The sequence below is a fragment of the Stenotrophomonas sp. SXG-1 genome (assembly GCF_014083965.1).
Taxonomy (GTDB): Bacteria; Pseudomonadota; Gammaproteobacteria; order Xanthomonadales; family Xanthomonadaceae; genus Stenotrophomonas; species Stenotrophomonas geniculata.
In genome coordinates, this window is record NZ_CP046588.1 from 1833752 (window position 1) to 1848846 (window position 15095).

Annotated in this window: 12 protein-coding genes; 5 read left to right on the top strand and 7 right to left on the bottom strand. The window is 67.7% G+C overall.

Features of this window, described 5'->3' with window-relative positions; genetic code table 11:
• Positions 1–504: 504 nt before the first annotated feature.
• Together pdxY and GOC52_RS08530 are read left to right on the top strand one after the other, a co-directional pair.
• Positions 505–1413 carry a pyridoxal kinase gene (gene pdxY, locus GOC52_RS08525; protein ID WP_191851136.1) on the top strand — a complete coding sequence of 303 codons (909 nt, stop codon included), beginning with the start codon at positions 505–507 and terminating at the stop codon, positions 1411–1413.
• Positions 1410–2534, top strand: coding sequence for a prephenate dehydrogenase (locus tag GOC52_RS08530; RefSeq protein WP_049411457.1), 1125 nt, complete (start codon positions 1410–1412; stop codon positions 2532–2534). Before pdxY ends, GOC52_RS08530 begins: the two co-directional genes overlap by 4 nt.
• Before the next feature lie 227 nt (positions 2535–2761).
• Here the strand turns inward: GOC52_RS08530 and GOC52_RS08535 are convergent, their stop codons facing one another.
• The 5 genes from GOC52_RS08535 to GOC52_RS08555 all read right to left on the bottom strand — a co-directional run bounded on the left by GOC52_RS08535 (position 2762) and on the right by GOC52_RS08555 (position 6951).
• Positions 2762–2956: a hypothetical protein gene (locus GOC52_RS08535; RefSeq protein ID WP_005409247.1), complete on the bottom strand. Its 195-nt coding sequence runs from the start codon at positions 2954–2956 to the stop codon at positions 2762–2764.
• A gap of 70 nt (positions 2957–3026) precedes the next feature.
• Positions 3027–4799 carry an ABC transporter transmembrane domain-containing protein gene (locus GOC52_RS08540; protein ID WP_010484484.1) on the bottom strand — a complete coding sequence of 591 codons (1773 nt, stop codon included), beginning with the start codon at positions 4797–4799 and terminating at the stop codon, positions 3027–3029.
• Positions 4792–5388 (bottom strand): IMPACT family protein, encoded by a 597-nt coding sequence (locus tag GOC52_RS08545; protein WP_043403374.1) that lies wholly within the window; start codon positions 5386–5388, stop codon positions 4792–4794. The genes GOC52_RS08540 and GOC52_RS08545 overlap by 8 nt, the downstream gene beginning before the upstream one ends.
• A 40-nt stretch (positions 5389–5428) precedes the next feature.
• Positions 5429–6436, bottom strand: coding sequence for a hypothetical protein (locus GOC52_RS08550; protein ID WP_049411455.1), 1008 nt, complete (start codon positions 6434–6436; stop codon positions 5429–5431).
• Positions 6433–6951 carry an RNA polymerase sigma factor gene (locus GOC52_RS08555; RefSeq protein WP_229301621.1) on the bottom strand — a complete coding sequence of 173 codons (519 nt, stop codon included), beginning with the start codon at positions 6949–6951 and terminating at the stop codon, positions 6433–6435. Before GOC52_RS08555 ends, GOC52_RS08550 begins: the two co-directional genes overlap by 4 nt.
• 247 nt (positions 6952–7198) lie before the next feature.
• Between GOC52_RS08555 and GOC52_RS08560 the strand changes: the two genes are divergently transcribed.
• Positions 7199–10039, top strand: coding sequence for a bifunctional diguanylate cyclase/phosphodiesterase (locus GOC52_RS08560; protein ID WP_191851138.1), 2841 nt, complete (start codon positions 7199–7201; stop codon positions 10037–10039).
• A gap of 19 nt (positions 10040–10058) precedes the next feature.
• On the opposite strand, the gene GOC52_RS08565 is transcribed toward GOC52_RS08560, so the two are convergent.
• Positions 10059–10652 carry an LOG family protein gene (locus tag GOC52_RS08565; protein ID WP_010484495.1) on the bottom strand — a complete coding sequence of 198 codons (594 nt, stop codon included), beginning with the start codon at positions 10650–10652 and terminating at the stop codon, positions 10059–10061.
• A gap of 264 nt (positions 10653–10916) precedes the next feature.
• On the bottom strand, positions 10917–12413 hold the full coding sequence (locus GOC52_RS08570) for an aminotransferase class III-fold pyridoxal phosphate-dependent enzyme (protein WP_043403227.1): 1497 nt from the start codon (positions 12411–12413) through the stop codon (positions 10917–10919).
• A gap of 211 nt (positions 12414–12624) precedes the next feature.
• On the opposite strand from GOC52_RS08570, the gene queA reads away from it, so the two are divergent.
• A complete protein-coding gene (gene queA, locus GOC52_RS08575) occupies positions 12625–13692 on the top strand; it encodes a tRNA preQ1(34) S-adenosylmethionine ribosyltransferase-isomerase QueA (RefSeq protein WP_010484499.1) in 1068 nt (355 codons plus the stop codon).
• Between the two features lie 177 nt (positions 13693–13869).
• Positions 13870–15000: a tRNA guanosine(34) transglycosylase Tgt gene (tgt, locus tag GOC52_RS08580; RefSeq protein WP_029379947.1), complete on the top strand. Its 1131-nt coding sequence runs from the start codon at positions 13870–13872 to the stop codon at positions 14998–15000.
• Positions 15001–15095 lie beyond the last annotated feature (95 nt).

The window sequence follows — 15095 nt, forward strand, 5'->3', positions numbered from 1 at the left end:
GGCGGGGTGGGTCCGGTTGAGGGGGACGCTGCAAGTACGTCCATGTAAGCTCGGTCGCCGCATCCATGCGGCTCACGCCCCCTCAACCGGACCCACCCCGCCTTCGACAGTTGGCCGCGATCTGTTGGAGCAGCACTCTGCTCTGGTGGGTGTCGACCTTGGTCGACACATCTGTCAGATATCGAATGAATTCATCCACGCATGGCATGGATCTACCGTGTCGACCAAGGTCGACACCCACCAACAGCCGCAGTTACCAACAGCCGCATGAATCTGTCGAAGGCGGGGCGGTGTGGGTGGGCAGGACCGTTGGCGCCATGGATGGCGCCATCGAGCCCCCATGGATGGGTTTACGGCGTGTCCTGACCACCCACACCGCCCCGCCAACTCACGGAATGCCGCTCTGGCTTTTGCCGTTGCCGTTGCCGTTGCCGTTGCCGTTGCATAGAGCAGGTGCAGGGCTGCAAGCCCTGCCGAAAACCCCCTTGGGCGTAGAATGCGGCCATGAGCGAATTCCTTGATAACCACCTGGTCCACGGCCGCCGCCAGCGGCCCGACGGCCCGTCGCCGATCGATGTCATCTCGGTCCAGTCGCAACTTGTCTACGGCCATGCCGGCAACAGCGCCGCGGTACCGCCGATGCGCGCACTTGGCGTGCGCGTGGCGGAGATCCCGACCGTGTTGCTGAGCAATGCGCCGTTCTACGACACCACCCGCGGCCGTGTGCTGCCCGCCGACTGGTTCGCCGACCTGCTGCTGGGCACCCACGAGCGCGGCCTGCCGCAGCGGGCGAAGATGCTCGTCTCCGGCTACTTTGGCAGCACGGCCAACGGTGCTGCCTTCGCCGACTGGCTGGACGACATCCTGCCGGCCTGCCCGCAGCTGCGTTACTGCCTGGATCCGGTGATCGGTGATACTCACACCGGCCCCTACGTGGAACCGGGCCTGGAAGCGATCTTCGCCGAGCGGTTGTTGCCGCATGCCTGGCTGGTGACCCCGAACGCCTTTGAACTGAATCGCCTGACCGGTATGCCGGCGCTCGCCGAGGCCGATGCCATCGCCGCCGCACGCACGCTGCTGGATCGTGGCCCGCACTGGGTGATCGCGCACAGCGTAGGCGGCACCCCGGGTGAACTGGTGACCCTGGCCGTTGGCCGCGAGGAGACCTGGCGCTGGACCTCGCCGCTGCTGCCGGTGGACGTGGCCGGTACCGGCGATGTGCTGATGTCGCTGGTGGTGTCGTTCCTACTGCGCGGCGAATCGATGCAGCAGGCGATCTCGCGTGCGATTGCCGGCACCCACGCGGCGCTGGAGGCGACCCTGGACAACGGCTTCGAAGAGTTCGACGTGATTGCTGCAGCGCCTGCCGCGCTGGCCGAAGGGTCGCGCTTCCGCGCCGAACGCGTGGCATGAGCGGCCTGCTCGAACGTACGCCGCGCACGGTCGGCATCATCGGCAGTGCCGGCGCCTACGGGCGCTGGCTGACCCGCTTCTTCCAGCAGCACATGCAGCTGAAGGTGATCGGCCACGATCCGGCCGATCCGGACTCGCATACGCCGGAAGAGCTGCTGGCGCAGGCCGACGTGCTGGTGTTCTCGGCGCCGATCCGGCACACGCCCGCGTTGATCGCCGAGTACGTGCGGCAGTCCGCAGGCCGTGAACGCGACCGACTGTGGCTGGACGTGACCTCGGTGAAGGAAGCGCCGGTCCAGGCGATGTTGGCCTCTCAAGCCGAAGTGGTCGGCCTGCACCCGATGACCGCTCCGCCCAAGGCGCCGACCTTGAAGGGCCGGGTGATGGTGGTCTGCGAAGCGCGGCTGCAGCACTGGCAGCCGTGGGCCGATACGCTGTGCACGGCGTTGCAGGCTGAGTGCGTGCGCGCCACGCCGCAGCACCACGACCAGATGATGGCGCTGGTACAGGCGATGGTGCATGCCACTCACCTGGCCCAGGCCGGCGTGCTGCGCCAGTACCAGCCGCAGCTGGGCGATCTGGCCGCGATGATGCCGTACCGGTCGGCATCGTTCGAGCTGGATACGGCGATCATCTCGCGCATCCTGTCGCTCAACCCGGCGATCTACGAAGACATCCAGTTCGGCAACCCATACGTAGCGCCGATGCTGGAGCGGCTGGTCGGCCAGCTGCAGTCCCTGCAGGCGCAGGTCGGTCAGGGTGACGACGGTGCACGTGCTGCATTCCGGGAGCAGCTGCTGTCGGCCAATCGCACTGCCTTCGGCGAGCAGGCGCTGGCGGACGGCAACTACACATTCGAACGCGTGGGCTATCTGCTGGCTGACCTGACCGAGCGCAATGCGTTGTCAGTGCACCTGCCGGAAGACCGGCCGGGGTCGTTGCGTGAACTGCTGAACGTGTTCGAGCAGCACCGCATCAGCCTGGCGTCGATCCATTCTTCGCGAACGCCTGGCGGCGAAGTGCATTTCCGTATCGGATTCGTGGCCGGCAGCGATCCGGCGGCGATCACCCGGGCGGCGGCCGAGGTGGACGCCAGCGGCATCGGACGGGTGCTGGGCTGAATTCATCCACAGGCGATGTGGATGGTTTCTGAGCAAAGGTGTGGATAACCGCGCGCAGCCCTTGGCAGCCAAGGCTGTCAAGATGCTTGGTGAAAAATTGACCATGCTTTTTTGTAGCGTCGAGCCATGCTCGACCGCCTTTGGCAAAAAGCATGTCGACCAAGGTCGACACCCACCAGAGCGGGGCGGAATGAAATCCGGTAGCGCCGGGCCATGCCCGGCGAACCTCAGATCGTCAACCTCAACTCGCCGCCACTGGTGGTGAACTCGCGGCCATCGCGCACCAGCGGCCGCCCATCATCCAGCTCGTAGCGCGGCGTGGCTTCGGAATGGTGCCCGCTGCCATTCGCCTCGGGCTTGAACTCGATGATGATGTGACTTTCGCCGTTGCTGTCGACGGCGGGGAACTGACGGAACGACATCGTGCACCTCCTTCAGCGGATGCTGCAGTTGCGCGGCCAGCTTGGCCGCGCCGATGTTAGCCGGACGTCATCAATCGATGAACTGCAGGCGTGCCAGTTCAGCGTACAGTCCGTCTTCGGCCAGCAGCTGTGCGTGCGTGCCCTCGGCGACGATGCGGCCCTGGTCCATCACCACGATGCGGTCGGCCTTGAGCACGGTGGCCAGGCGGTGGGCGATGACCAGCGTGGTGCGACCCGCCATCAACCGTTCCAATGCCTGCTGCACGCTGTGTTCGCTCTGTGCATCCAGCGCGCTGGTGGCTTCATCCAGCAGCAGGATCGGCGCATCCTTCAGCAGCGCACGGGCAATCGCCACACGCTGCTGCTGCCCACCGGACAGGCGGGCACCGCGCTCACCCAGCTCGCTGTCATAGCCCTGCGGCAACGCGCGCAGGAAACCGTCGGCCTCGGCCGCTCGTGCGGCATCCTCGACCTCGGCGTCGCTGGCCTGCAGGCGGCCATAGCGGATGTTGTCGCGGGCACTGGCAGCGAACAGCGTAGGCTGCTGTGGCACCAGCGCCAGCTGCGCACGCAGCTCGGCCGGGTCGACCTGGCGCACGTCGATGCCGTCCACGTCGATGCGGCCGCTGGCCGGGTCATGGAAGCGCAGCAGCATCGAAAGCACCGTGCTCTTGCCCGCCCCTGACGGACCCACCAGCGCTACGGTCTCGCCGGGGCGCACATGCAGGTTGAAGTGGTCCAGTGCGGCCTGGTCCGGTCGCTGCGGGTAGTGGAACACCACGTCGTCGAACCGGATCTCGCCACGCAGCGGTTGCGGCAGCGCATGCGGCTGGGCCGGCGCGCGGATCTCGATGTCTTCCTGCAACAGCTCGCCGATGCGGCCCATGCCGCCGGCCGCGCGCTGCAGCTCGTTCCATACTTCGGCCAGCGCGCCCACCGAACCGCCGCCGATCAATGCATACAGCACGAACTGACCCAGCGTGCCGGCGCTGAGGCGGCCGTCGATGACGTCGTGCGCGCCCAGCCACAGCACACCGACGATGGCGCCGAACACCAGCAGGATGGCGCTGGCGGTGACCAGCGACTGTGCACCGATGCGGCGGCGGGCGGCGCCGATGGCGTCACCGAGCGCCTTGTCGAAGCGACCGCGTTCGTATGGTTCGCGTGCATGTGCCTGCACCGTGCGCACCGCGCCCAGCGTCTCGCTGGCCAGGCTGTTGGCATCGGCGATGCGGTCCTGGCTGTTGCGCGCGACCGTGCGCAGCTTGCGCGCACCGATGATGATCGGCAGCACCGCCAGTGGAATGCCGAGCAGCGACCATGCGGCCAGCCGCGGGCTGGTGACGAACAGCATCGCCAGGCTGCCGATGACAGTGACCGTGCTGCGCAATGCTACGGACATGGTCGAGCCGACCACGCTGCGCAGCAGTTCGGTGTCCGCGGTCAGGCGCGAGACCAGTTCGCCGCTGCGGCTGCGGTCGTGGAAGCCGGCGCCCAGCTGGATCAGGTGGGCATACAGCTGGCTGCGCAGGTCGGCCACGACTTTTTCGCCGAGCAGCGACACGAAGTAGAAACGCGCGGCCGTGCCCAACGCCATCACGACCGCCACCAGCATCAGCAGGGCGAAGGCGCGGTTGATCTGGCCGCCACTGCTGAAACCATGATCGATCATCTGCTTCACCGCCGGCGGCAGGCTCAGCGTGGCGGCCGAAGACACCGCCAGGGCCAGCAGCCAGGCGGTGAACAGCCCGCTATGGCGGCGCACGAATGGCCACAGCGTGCGCAGGCTGCCGAGGCGCCGCAGCGGCGGGGTCGAAGCGGGGGCGTCGTCCTTGTCAGTCATCCTGGTCGTCGTCTTCTATGCGGATACGGTCACGGGTGGCGTCGCGCAGGCGGATTTTCAATGCGTCGACCTGATCGGCAGGCAATTCGATCCGCAGGCACACGCCATTGGCATCGAACTGTTCATCGCGCTTTTCGGCACCGAAGGCGGGCAGGGTGGCGTGCAGGGTACCCAGATCCTCGAAGCCGGCCAGCAGCTGCAGCCGGGCCATCACTAGCAGCGGCAGGCGCGGCGCGGTACGCAGGCACTCGGCGGCGGCGCCACCGTAGGCGCGTACAAGGCCACCGGCGCCGAGCTTGATACCGCCGAACCAGCGGGTCACCACCACCATCACCCGGTCGAAACCCTGGCCGTCGATCGCCGCCAGGATCGGACGTCCAGCCGTGCCGGCCGGCTCGCCATCGTCGCTGGAGCGATAGTCCTGCCCGTGCCGGTAGGCCCAGCAGTTGTGGGTGGCATCGGCCACCGCGACCTGCTGCAGGAACGCCATGGCCGCTGCGGCGCCTTCGATCGGCGCGGCATGGGCGATGAAACGGCTGTGTTTGACTTCCAGCGTGTGGCTGACCGGCTGGGCGAGAGTATCGAGCATTCCCGCCATTCTACGGGGTTGCCGGGTATTCCCGTCCGCTTCAGTCGTCCAGCAGTGGGCGCAGGTCGCGTGGCAGGCGCGCTTCCGGGTACTGCTGCATGTAACGCTCCAGGCTGGCACGGGCCAGATCGCGCTGGCCGTCGTCGCGTCGTGTACGGATTTTCTGCAGCCACTGCCGACGCGGCAGTCGTGCGTCGGCGTCCACCTCGGCCTGCACGGCGTCCGCGCTCAGGCCCGCATCGGTGCTGCGGCGCATGATGCCTGGTGCGGAACGGCTGGGAGCCTCACGCTTCATCGAGGTGATTTCTACCCGGTCCAGCGCCTGCGCCCGCTCGACTTCGGCGGCATTCGCTGCCGGTGCTGCGGCCGTGCGTGCTTTCAGCGCCCCGGACGCTACCGGCGCGAATGCCGGTGCCGGTGCCGAGTAGGCGGCGGGTGCCGGTGGCGCAGGCGGCGCCGCTGCCGGCGCTGCGGCCGGAGCGGGCGGAAGGGCCGCAAAGGAGGTATCGGCGGCGGCATCTGCAGCCATCGATCGTGCAGCCTGGGCCGGCGCGTCAGCGGACTCGGCCGGCGCAGGCTTGCGCGTGCGCGCGATGACCGGTGCCGGTGCCGGGGCAGCGGCAACAGGGCCTGCCTCGGGCGCTGCGGGCGTAGCGGCCGGTTCCGCAGCCGCCACCGCGCTGTCGGCCGCACTGCTGTCAGCGGCCTGATCGGCAGCCGCAACGTCTTCTGCAGCAGCCGGTGCCGCAGCAACAGCGGCCTCACCGGCCGGAACCGGCGGCGGTTCCGGACGCAGCTGCCAGGCGATGCCAATGGCGAACACCATCGAGGCGGCGATGCCGAACACCGCCGGCCAACGCGGGCGTGCGCGCTGCGTGGGCGGCGCCTCGGGAGAGGCGACCGCATCGGCAGCCGGAGCGTCCACGGCAGCGCGGGCCGCGGCCAGGATGGCGGCGTCCAGTGCGGCGGGCGGTGCCTGATCGGCGCGACGGCCGAGCAGGCGGGACAGCTCGCGTTCTTCCGGCGTCAGCGGTTCGTCTCGGTTCATGCGTTCAATCCCGCACGCAGCTTGTCCATCGCATAGCGCAGCCGCGATTTCACGGTTTCCCGGCCTACGCCGGTGATCTGGCCGATCTCCTCCAGGCTCAGTTCCTGATCCAGCCGCAGCTGCAGCACTTCGCGCTGCTCCGGCGGCAGTTGTTCCATCGCCAGCTGGATGCGGCGACGTTGTTCGAATTCGGAAAGCTCACCTTCCGGGGTCTGCCCATCCTCGATCGCGGCCAGGCGCAGATCGGCGTCGGCCGGCGCGGCGGGGCGATGACGGGCGGCACGCCAATGGTCATTCAGGCGGTTGTGCGCAATGCGGAACAACCAGGTGCTGAACGCCGCCTCGGGCTGCCAGCCGGCGCGGGCGCTGATCACCCGCTGCCAGACGTCCTGGAAGATCTCCTCGGCCAGCGCGTTGTCGCGCAGTTGCCGCAGCAGGAAGCCGAACAGGCGCTTGCGATGGCGCGCATACAGGCTTTCGAATGCGCGCAGGTCGCCACCGGCCCAGGCCAGCATCAAGGCTTCATCGGTTGGCAGTGCGCTGGCTTCCACGGCGTACAGGGTAAGGCCTGCAGGCGATGGCGCATAGCCGGTGGCAGGGGCGGGCAGGGCGAGGGTCATGGCTCGGAAGGGGCTACGGACAGCAGGAAAAACGTACGGGCGCACGATTCGGGGTTTACGGGCTTCCATTGCCCCCCGGGTGGCGCGCTATGCTCGGCGGCTCAGGGGAGGCGACGCACCGACGGCGCCAAGAGATTGTCATTTGTCCACGCATGCTGAACCGGCGGAAGAGCCACCACACGAGGCCGTGCTGAGCACGGCGCTGGTGCGCGCGTTGCATGCGCTTTTGCCGGAAACGGCCGTGGTCCGCGTCGGCTGGGACGACCCGCAGCTCGGTCGTGGCCAGGGGGGCTGGCCGACAGCGGCTGCCGGAGGTGATGCGGCGGCACCCGGCGCGGGCGATGGCCAGCACGGCTGGGAACATGATGGTGCGCGCCTGCTGTTGTCGGTCGAAGGCGCAGTGCCTTCGCCGGCATGGTGGGGCGTTGCCCGGCAGGCGATGGAGCTGGCGCTGCAGCGCGGCCGCCAGGCCGGCCAGATCAAGGCACTGGAAGAGGCCGAGCGGTTGCAGCAGGCCCTGTTCCAGATTGCAGACCTGGCCGGTGCCGACCTTGAAATGCCCGAGATGCTGCGCCACGTGCATGGTGTGCTGGGCACGCTGATGTATGCCGAGAACTGCTACATCGTCGAATACGACGATGTGCGCGACCAGATCCGGTTCCTGTACTTCGCCGATCAGGTCGATGACTTCGTCGCCGATCCCACGCAGAGCCATGACGCCAGCGAGATGCCGCGCAGCCTGACCGTGGCGCTGCTGCGCCATGGCAAACCGCTCAGTGGTCCCTCGCGCAAACTGCTGGCGCAGGTGATGGAACAGGAGCACGACCCGCAGCGTGGGCCGGAAAGCCTGGACTGGCTGGGCGTGCCGATGCTGCGCGATGGCCGTGTATGCGGTGCCATCGTGGTTCAGAGCTATGAACAGGCGGCCCGCTATGGCGAGGCCGAGCGCGCATTGCTGGGTTTCGTTGCGCAGCATGTGCAGACCGCGATGGACCGGCGCCAGGCGCAGGTGCGGCTGGAGCAGCAGGTAGAGCGGCGTACCCAGGAACTGCAGCGGGCCAACCACAGCCTGCAGGACGAAGTAACCGAGCGGCGTCGCGCCGAACAGCTGCAGACCGCGCTCTACAACATTGCCGAGATGGCGATGTCGGCCGACAGCCTGGCCCAGTTCTACGGACAGGTGCATGGCGTGGTTGGGCGCCTGCTCGACGCACGCAATTTCTACATCGCCCTGGTCAACCCGGCCGGCAACGGCCTGGATTTCGTGTATTCGGTGGACGAGCACAATGCCAGCCGCGCGCCACGGCCCTTCAGCCGGGGCCTGACCGAATACGTGGTGCGCAACCGGCGCCCGCTGCTGGCCTCGCGCGCGCAGATCGATGCGCTGCTGGCCAGTGGCGAAGTGCGTGAATCCGGTGCGCGTTCGCACTGCTGGCTGGGCGTACCACTGCTGCGCGACGACGAAGTGGTCGGCGCGATCGTGGTGCAGAGCTACAGCGAGAACAGCATTTTCAGCGTGCATGACCAGCGCCTGCTGACCTTCGTCGCACAGAACATCGGTACCGGCCTGGCCCGTCAGCGCGACCAGCAGCGGCTGCGCTCGGCGCATGCCGAGCTGGAAAAGCGCGTGGAAGAACGTACCCGCGAGCTGGCCGAGGTCAACGAGAAGTTGCTCGGGCAGATTGGTGAACGCCTGCGGGCCGAGCAACGCCTGACCCACCAGGCCATGCACGATGCGCTGACCGGCCTGCCCAATCGCCTGCACCTGCTGGACCGCCTGCAGGATGGGCTGGCGCTGGCCAAGCGTGATGGTGGGCCGGTGTTCGCTGTGCTGTTCCTCGACCTGGACCGCTTCAAGCTGGTCAACGACAGTATCGGCCACGCTGCCGGTGACCGCATGCTGGTGGAGGTGGCCAAGCGCATCGTATCGATGGCTGGCGCCGAGGACGTTGTGGCGCGGCTGGGCGGTGATGAATTCGCGGTGCTGCTGCAATGCCCGCAGGGCCTGGCACAGGCGCTGGACTTTGGCCAGCGCCTGCTGCTGGCGCTGCAGGAATCGATGTGGATCGCCGGGCGCGAACTGTTCCCGTCCGGCAGCCTGGGCATCGCCCTGTGGAACCCGCGCTACCGCACCGGCGAAGAGCTGCTGCGCGACGCCGACGCGGCCATGTACCGGGCCAAGGCGCAGGGTCATGACCGCTGCGCGATCTTCGACGAAGACATGCGCGAGCAGGCCATGCGCAGCCTCGACCTGGAGGCCGACCTGCGTCGTGCGATCAACAACCGCGATTTCGTGCCGTTCTACCAGCCGATCGTGCGCCTGTCCGATGGCGAGGTGGTGGGCTACGAGGCGCTGCTGCGCTGGCAGCATGAGCGCCGCGGCCTGCTGCTGCCGGGCGCGTTCCTGGAGCTGGGTGAAGAGAGCGGCCTGATCGAACAGGTCGACTGGCTGATCTACGAGCAGGTCATCGCAGGGTTGGCGCAGGGGGGCGAAGGCTACGTCTCGGTGAACGTCTCACCCCGGCATTTCCGCTCCGCCGAATTCAGTGACCGCCTGTTCGGCCTGCTCGACAGCTGCGGTGCCGATCCGCGCCGGCTGCGCCTGGAGATCACCGAGGTGGCGCTGCTGGACGATGGCCCGCACACGCTGCGCATCCTGCAGGGGCTGCGCGAGCGCGGCATCCAGGTGCAGCTGGACGATTTCGGTACCGGCTTCTCCGCGCTGTCCTACCTGCACCGTTTCCCGATCAGTACGCTGAAGATCGACCAGAGCTTCATCGCCGGCCTGCATGGACCGGAAGTGCAGAGCACGCGCGCGCTGGTCGAAGGCGTACTGTCGCTGGCGCGCACGCTGGGCATCGAGACCATCGGTGAAGGCATCGAGACCGAGGCGCAGCGGCAGACCCTGCGCGAACTGGGCTGCGATTACGGCCAAGGCTATCTGCTGGGGCGGCCTGCCCCGTGGTCACACGCGGCGGCCTGAGCCACCGCGTGCGGCTGCATCAACGCAGGGCGGCGCGACGCTTCTCGTCGATCCACTTCGAGGCCTGGGCCGGCTGGTAGTTCTTCATCCACTCCAGCATCGCTTCGATGTCCGAGCCGTACCACAGGTCCTGGCGCTGGTCCGGGTGCAGGAAGCGCTCTTCCACCATGCGATCGATCATGCCGATCAGCGGGGCGTAGAAGCCTTCCACATCGAGGAACGCGCACGGCTTGTTGCCGATGCCCAGCTGGCGCCAGGTCAGCATCTCGAAGATCTCTTCCATGGTGCCGAAGCCGCCGGGCAGGGTGACGAAGCCATCGGCGAGGTCGAACATGCGCGACTTGCGCTCATGCATCGAACCGACGATCTCCAGTTCGGTCAGGCCGCGGTGGGCCACTTCCCAGTCGGCCAGCTGACGCGGGATCACGCCGGTCACTTCGCCGCCAGCGGCAAGCACGGCATTGGCCACGGTTCCCATCAGGCCGACGTTGCCCCCGCCATACACCAGGCGCAGGCCGTCGCGGGCGATGCGGTCGCCCAGTGCAATGGCGCGTTCGGTATAGGCCGGCTTGCTGCCAGCGTTGGAACCACAGTACACACAGATCGATTTCATGGATCTTCCTGTCTCTTGGCCGGAAACGAAAACGCCCCGTCGCCGACCGCAGGGCGGTCAGGGACGGGGTGCCCAAGGATTATGAGGCCTTGAGAGGCCTTCTGTAGAGCCGAGCCGCGCTCGGCTGCTCTTCGTTCAGATCGCGGCAAAGGCGCCAGCCGAGCATGGGCTATGCCGGTCGTCCTGACCGGCACCCTTCGGGCCGTCGCCAGCGACGTTGGCAGCGGCTCCTGCCGCTGCCTTCGGCTCTACCGAAGCGGGGGTTTACGCCGCCGCCGCCTGCTCGCGGCGCGGGCCTTCACGCAGGGCGCGGCCGACCATGCCCACCAGCAGGTCCAGCTCTTCGCTGTCCATGCCGAAGTGCGGGGTGAAGCGCAGCGAGTTCTCGCCACCGTGGATCACGTTGATGCCGTGCTGGCGCAGCCATTCCTCGGTGGAATTGGCGCCGTAGCACTTGAACTGCGGGGCCAGCTCGCAGGAGAACAGCAGGCCGGTGCCCTGCACCTTGGTGATCAGCCCGCCCAGCTCGTTCTTCAGCTGTTCCAGCTTACGCACGGCCTCGGCACCGCGTTCGGCAATGTTGGCACGCACCTGCGGGGTCAGCTGGGCCAGGGTGGCGCAGGCCACGTCCAGCGCACGCGGGTTGCTGGTCATGGTGTTGCCATAGATGCCCTTGCGGTACAGCTGCGCGGCATGCTCGGTTACCGCCAGCACGGACAGCGGGTACTGCGCGGCGTTGAGCGCCTTGGAATAGGTCTCCATGTCCGGCGGGTCCAGGCCTTCGAAGCCCGGGTAGTCCACCACCGAGAGCACGCCATGCGCGCGCAGGCCGGCCTGGATCGAGTCGAGCAGCAGCAGGCTGCCATGGGCACGGGTCAGTTCACGGGCCACGGCATAGAACGACGGCGGCACCGAGCGGCCGGGGTCGCCTTCGCCCATCACCGGCTCCAGGAACACCGCTTCGATGAACCACTGGTTGCGTGCGGCATCCTCGAACACCTTGCGCAGGCCGGCCTCGTCGTACGGCGCCACGGTGATCACCGAGTCCTCGCCGCGATAGCTGGCCAGGTGCTGCATGTAGCTCTTGCGGCTGGAATCGGAATACAGCGCCGGGCGGTCGGTACGGCCGTGGAAGCTGCCCTTGACCACCACGCGCTTGATCGCGGCGCCGGCGTGGCGCGCGCCGGGGTCGGTCTGCAGCTTGGCGTTGACGTCGGCGATGCGGGCGGCCAGGCCGACGGCCTCGGAACCGGAATTCAGGCACATGAAACGGGCGAACGGGCAGCCGCCACGGCGGTGGCCGATCTCGGCGCGCAGGGCGGTGATGAAGCGCTGCTGCGACAGGCTGGGGGTCATGATGTTGGCCATCACCTGCGGGCGGGCCATCGCCTCCAGCACGGCATCCGGGGTGTGCCCGAAGCCGAGCATGCCGTAGCCGCCGGCGTCGTACAGCACGGCGCCCTTCAGGGTGACCACCCACGGGCCGCGCGCGGCCAGTGCCACGTACGGGGTCACCGCGTCATCGGCATAGAAATTGACGAAACCGTCCTGCATCGCGTCGATCTGCGCCTGTTCGTCCTGCGCCAGCAGCGGCCCCAGGTCGGCCTGCACGCGCGCGAATTCCTCGGCGGCGGCATCCACCGCAGCGATCAGCTGCGGGTGGTTGGCGGACAGGGTGGTCAGGGTGGCATCGTCCAGACCGGAGGTGAGGCGGGTGCCGGGCTGGTTGCGCAGGGGGGCGAGGCGTTCGATGAAGCTCATTGCAGATCTCCTGAAACAAAGGGTCGCACGGGTCTTCAAAAGCAAAACGCGCGTCATCACGCGCGCTTGGGGGCAGGCTCGTGCAGCGGACTTCCGGCTCGATGCTAGCACTTGTTTTTTTGCGCGATAACCCCGCAGAAACCTGCTGCATAGCAGCATTTTGCGCGACGTTCGCCGCGAAGCGCGCCGGCTCGCAGACGCTGGACGTACAATGCGCGCCATTGTCGACCTGTTGCCGCCCACTGCCTTGAAGAAGTCCGATTTCCACTACGACCTGCCGGCTGAACTGATCGCGCAGGCACCCTTGGCCGAACGTTCCGCCAGCCGCCTGCTGCTGGTCCCGCCGGCGCCCGATGGCTTCACCGATCTGCAGGTGCGTGATCTGCCATCCCTGCTGCAGCCGGGCGATCTGCTGGTGTTCAACGACACCCGGGTGATCCCGGCGCGCCTGTTCGGGCAGAAGGCCAGCGGTGGCCGCGTGGAGATCCTGATCGAACGCCTGCTCGGCGGCCAGCAGGCCCGTGCCCAGGTCGGCGCTAGCAAGTCGCCAAAGGCCGGCAGCCGCATCGCGCTGGATGCCGGTGGCGAAGCCGAGGTGCTGGGCCGCGATGGCGAGTTCTACGTCCTGCAGTTCCATGTGCCGGAATCGCTGGAACAGTGGCTGCTGCATGCCGGCCGGCTGCCGCTGCCGCCGTACATCCAGCGCGAGCCGGGCGTGGACGACCGCGAGCGCTACCAGACCGTGTTCGCGCGCGAAGTGGGCGCGGTGGCGGCGCCGACCGCCGGCCTGCATTTCGACGAACCGCTGCTGGCCGCGCTGAAGGACAAGGGTGTGGACTTCGGCCATGTCACTCTGCACGTCGGCGCGGGCACCTTCCAGCCGGTGCGCGCCGATGACCTGAAGGATCACGTGATGCACCGCGAGTGGCTGAACGTGGGCGCGGAGCTGGTGCAGCAGGTACGGCGCACGCGCGCGGCCGGCGGCCGGGTGATCGGCGTCGGCACCACCGTGGTACGCGCGTTGGAAAGCGCGATGCGCGATGGCGAGCTGCTGCCGTTCGCCGGTGAAACGCAGATCTTCATCACCCCGGGCTACCGCATCCGCAGCGTCGACGCGATGGTGACCAACTTCCACCTGCCGGAAAGCACGCTGCTGATGATGATCTCCGCGTTCGCCGGCAAGGAAAGGGTGTTCGAGGCCTACCAGCACGCGATCGAGCAGCGCTACCGCTTCTTCAGCTACGGCGACGCCATGCTGCTGTTCCCGCAAGCGGGGTAGGGCGCTGACCTCTGCCTGCTTGTGGTGGGTGCGCACCGTTGGTGCGCACTTGCAGGTGCCTGGAGACCAGGAAAGCCACGCATGGCGTGGCTCTACTGCCGTGCCGTTCAGGCCTGAATGGGCGGTCGAGCCGGTTTTGGGAGACAATGAGCGACTATTTGCCCGAATGACCGCTCCATGTCCCGATTGCAGTTCCAGCTCCAGACCCGCGACGGCCGTGCCCGCCGTGGCCGCCTGACCTTCCCGCGTGGCACGGTGGAAACGCCGGCCTTCATGCCGGTGGGGACCTATGGCTCGGTCAAGGGCATCCTGCCGGACCAGGTGCGTGCGCTGGGCGCCGAGATCATCCTCGGCAACACCTTCCACCTGTACCTGCGCCCGGGCCTGGACATCATCGCCGACCACGGCGGCCTGCACGGCTTCTGCCGCTGGGATGGCCCGATCCTGACCGACTCCGGCGGCTTCCAGGTGTTTTCGCTGGCCCACCGCCGCAAGATCACCGAGCAGGGCGTGACCTTCGCCTCGCCCACCGACGGCGCTCGCGTGTTCCTGGGCCCGGAGGAGAGCATGAAGATCCAGAAGGTGCTCGATTCGGACGTGGTGATGATCTTCGACGAGTGCACCCCGTACCCGGCCACCGAAGACGTCGCCCGCCGTTCCATGGAACTGAGCCTGCGCTGGGCGCAGCGCAGCCGCAACGCGCATGACGAGCTGGGCAACGACGCGGCCCTGTTCGGCATCGTCCAGGGTGGCGTGCACACCGACCTGCGCAGCCGCTCGGCCGAGGCCCTGCAGGCGATCGGCTTCGACGGTTACGCCATCGGCGGCCTCGCCGTGGGCGAGCCGGAGCACGAGCGCAATGCCATGCTCGACCACCTGGACCCGGAGCTGCCGGGTGACCGCCCGCGCTACCTGATGGGCGTGGGCCGGCCGGAAGACCTGGTCGAGGGTGTCGCACGTGGCGTGGACATGTTCGATTGCGTGATGCCCACCCGCAACGCGCGCAACGGTCACTATTTCACCTCGTTCGGCACCGTCCGCATCCGCAACTCGCAGTACGCGCGCGACATGGATCCGATCGAGCCCGGCTGCGGCTGCGTGGCCTGCACCGGTGGCTACACCCGTTCCTACCTGCGCCACCTGGACCGCTGCAACGAGATGCTGGCGCCGATGCTGGGTACCCTGCACAACCTGTTCTATTACGAAAAGCTCATGGCCGACATCCGTGCGGCCATCGAAGCGGGAACCTTCCTGGCCTTCCGTGAGTCTTTCTACGCGGCACGCGGGGCGGTCGCGCCGCCCCTGTAAACCGAGTACCCCCTGCCAAACGGCCCAAGGACGAACGCCCGGGGCCGTGGCATACTTCAAGGCTGACCCAGATCCGCGGTCGACACCCCGTGCCC

Coding starts and splice junctions, on each gene's coding strand:
- pdxY (WP_191851136.1), top strand. CDS start 505: ATGAGCGAATTCCTTGATAACCACCTGGTCCACGGCCGCCGCCAGCGG.
- GOC52_RS08530 (WP_049411457.1), top strand. CDS start 1,410: ATGAGCGGCCTGCTCGAACGTACGCCGCGCACGGTCGGCATCATCGGC.
- GOC52_RS08535 (WP_005409247.1), bottom strand. CDS start 2,956: ATGTCGTTCCGTCAGTTCCCCGCCGTCGACAGCAACGGCGAAAGTCAC.
- GOC52_RS08540 (WP_010484484.1), bottom strand. CDS start 4,799: ATGACTGACAAGGACGACGCCCCCGCTTCGACCCCGCCGCTGCGGCGC.
- GOC52_RS08545 (WP_043403374.1), bottom strand. CDS start 5,388: ATGCTCGATACTCTCGCCCAGCCGGTCAGCCACACGCTGGAAGTCAAA.
- GOC52_RS08550 (WP_049411455.1), bottom strand. CDS start 6,436: ATGAACCGAGACGAACCGCTGACGCCGGAAGAACGCGAGCTGTCCCGC.
- GOC52_RS08555 (WP_229301621.1), bottom strand. CDS start 6,951: ATGCTGGCCTGGGCCGGTGGCGACCTGCGCGCATTCGAAAGCCTGTAT.
- GOC52_RS08565 (WP_010484495.1), bottom strand. CDS start 10,652: ATGAAATCGATCTGTGTGTACTGTGGTTCCAACGCTGGCAGCAAGCCG.
- GOC52_RS08570 (WP_043403227.1), bottom strand. CDS start 12,413: ATGAGCTTCATCGAACGCCTCGCCCCCCTGCGCAACCAGCCCGGCACC.
- queA (WP_010484499.1), top strand. CDS start 12,625: ATGCGCGCCATTGTCGACCTGTTGCCGCCCACTGCCTTGAAGAAGTCC.
- tgt (WP_029379947.1), top strand. CDS start 13,870: ATGTCCCGATTGCAGTTCCAGCTCCAGACCCGCGACGGCCGTGCCCGC.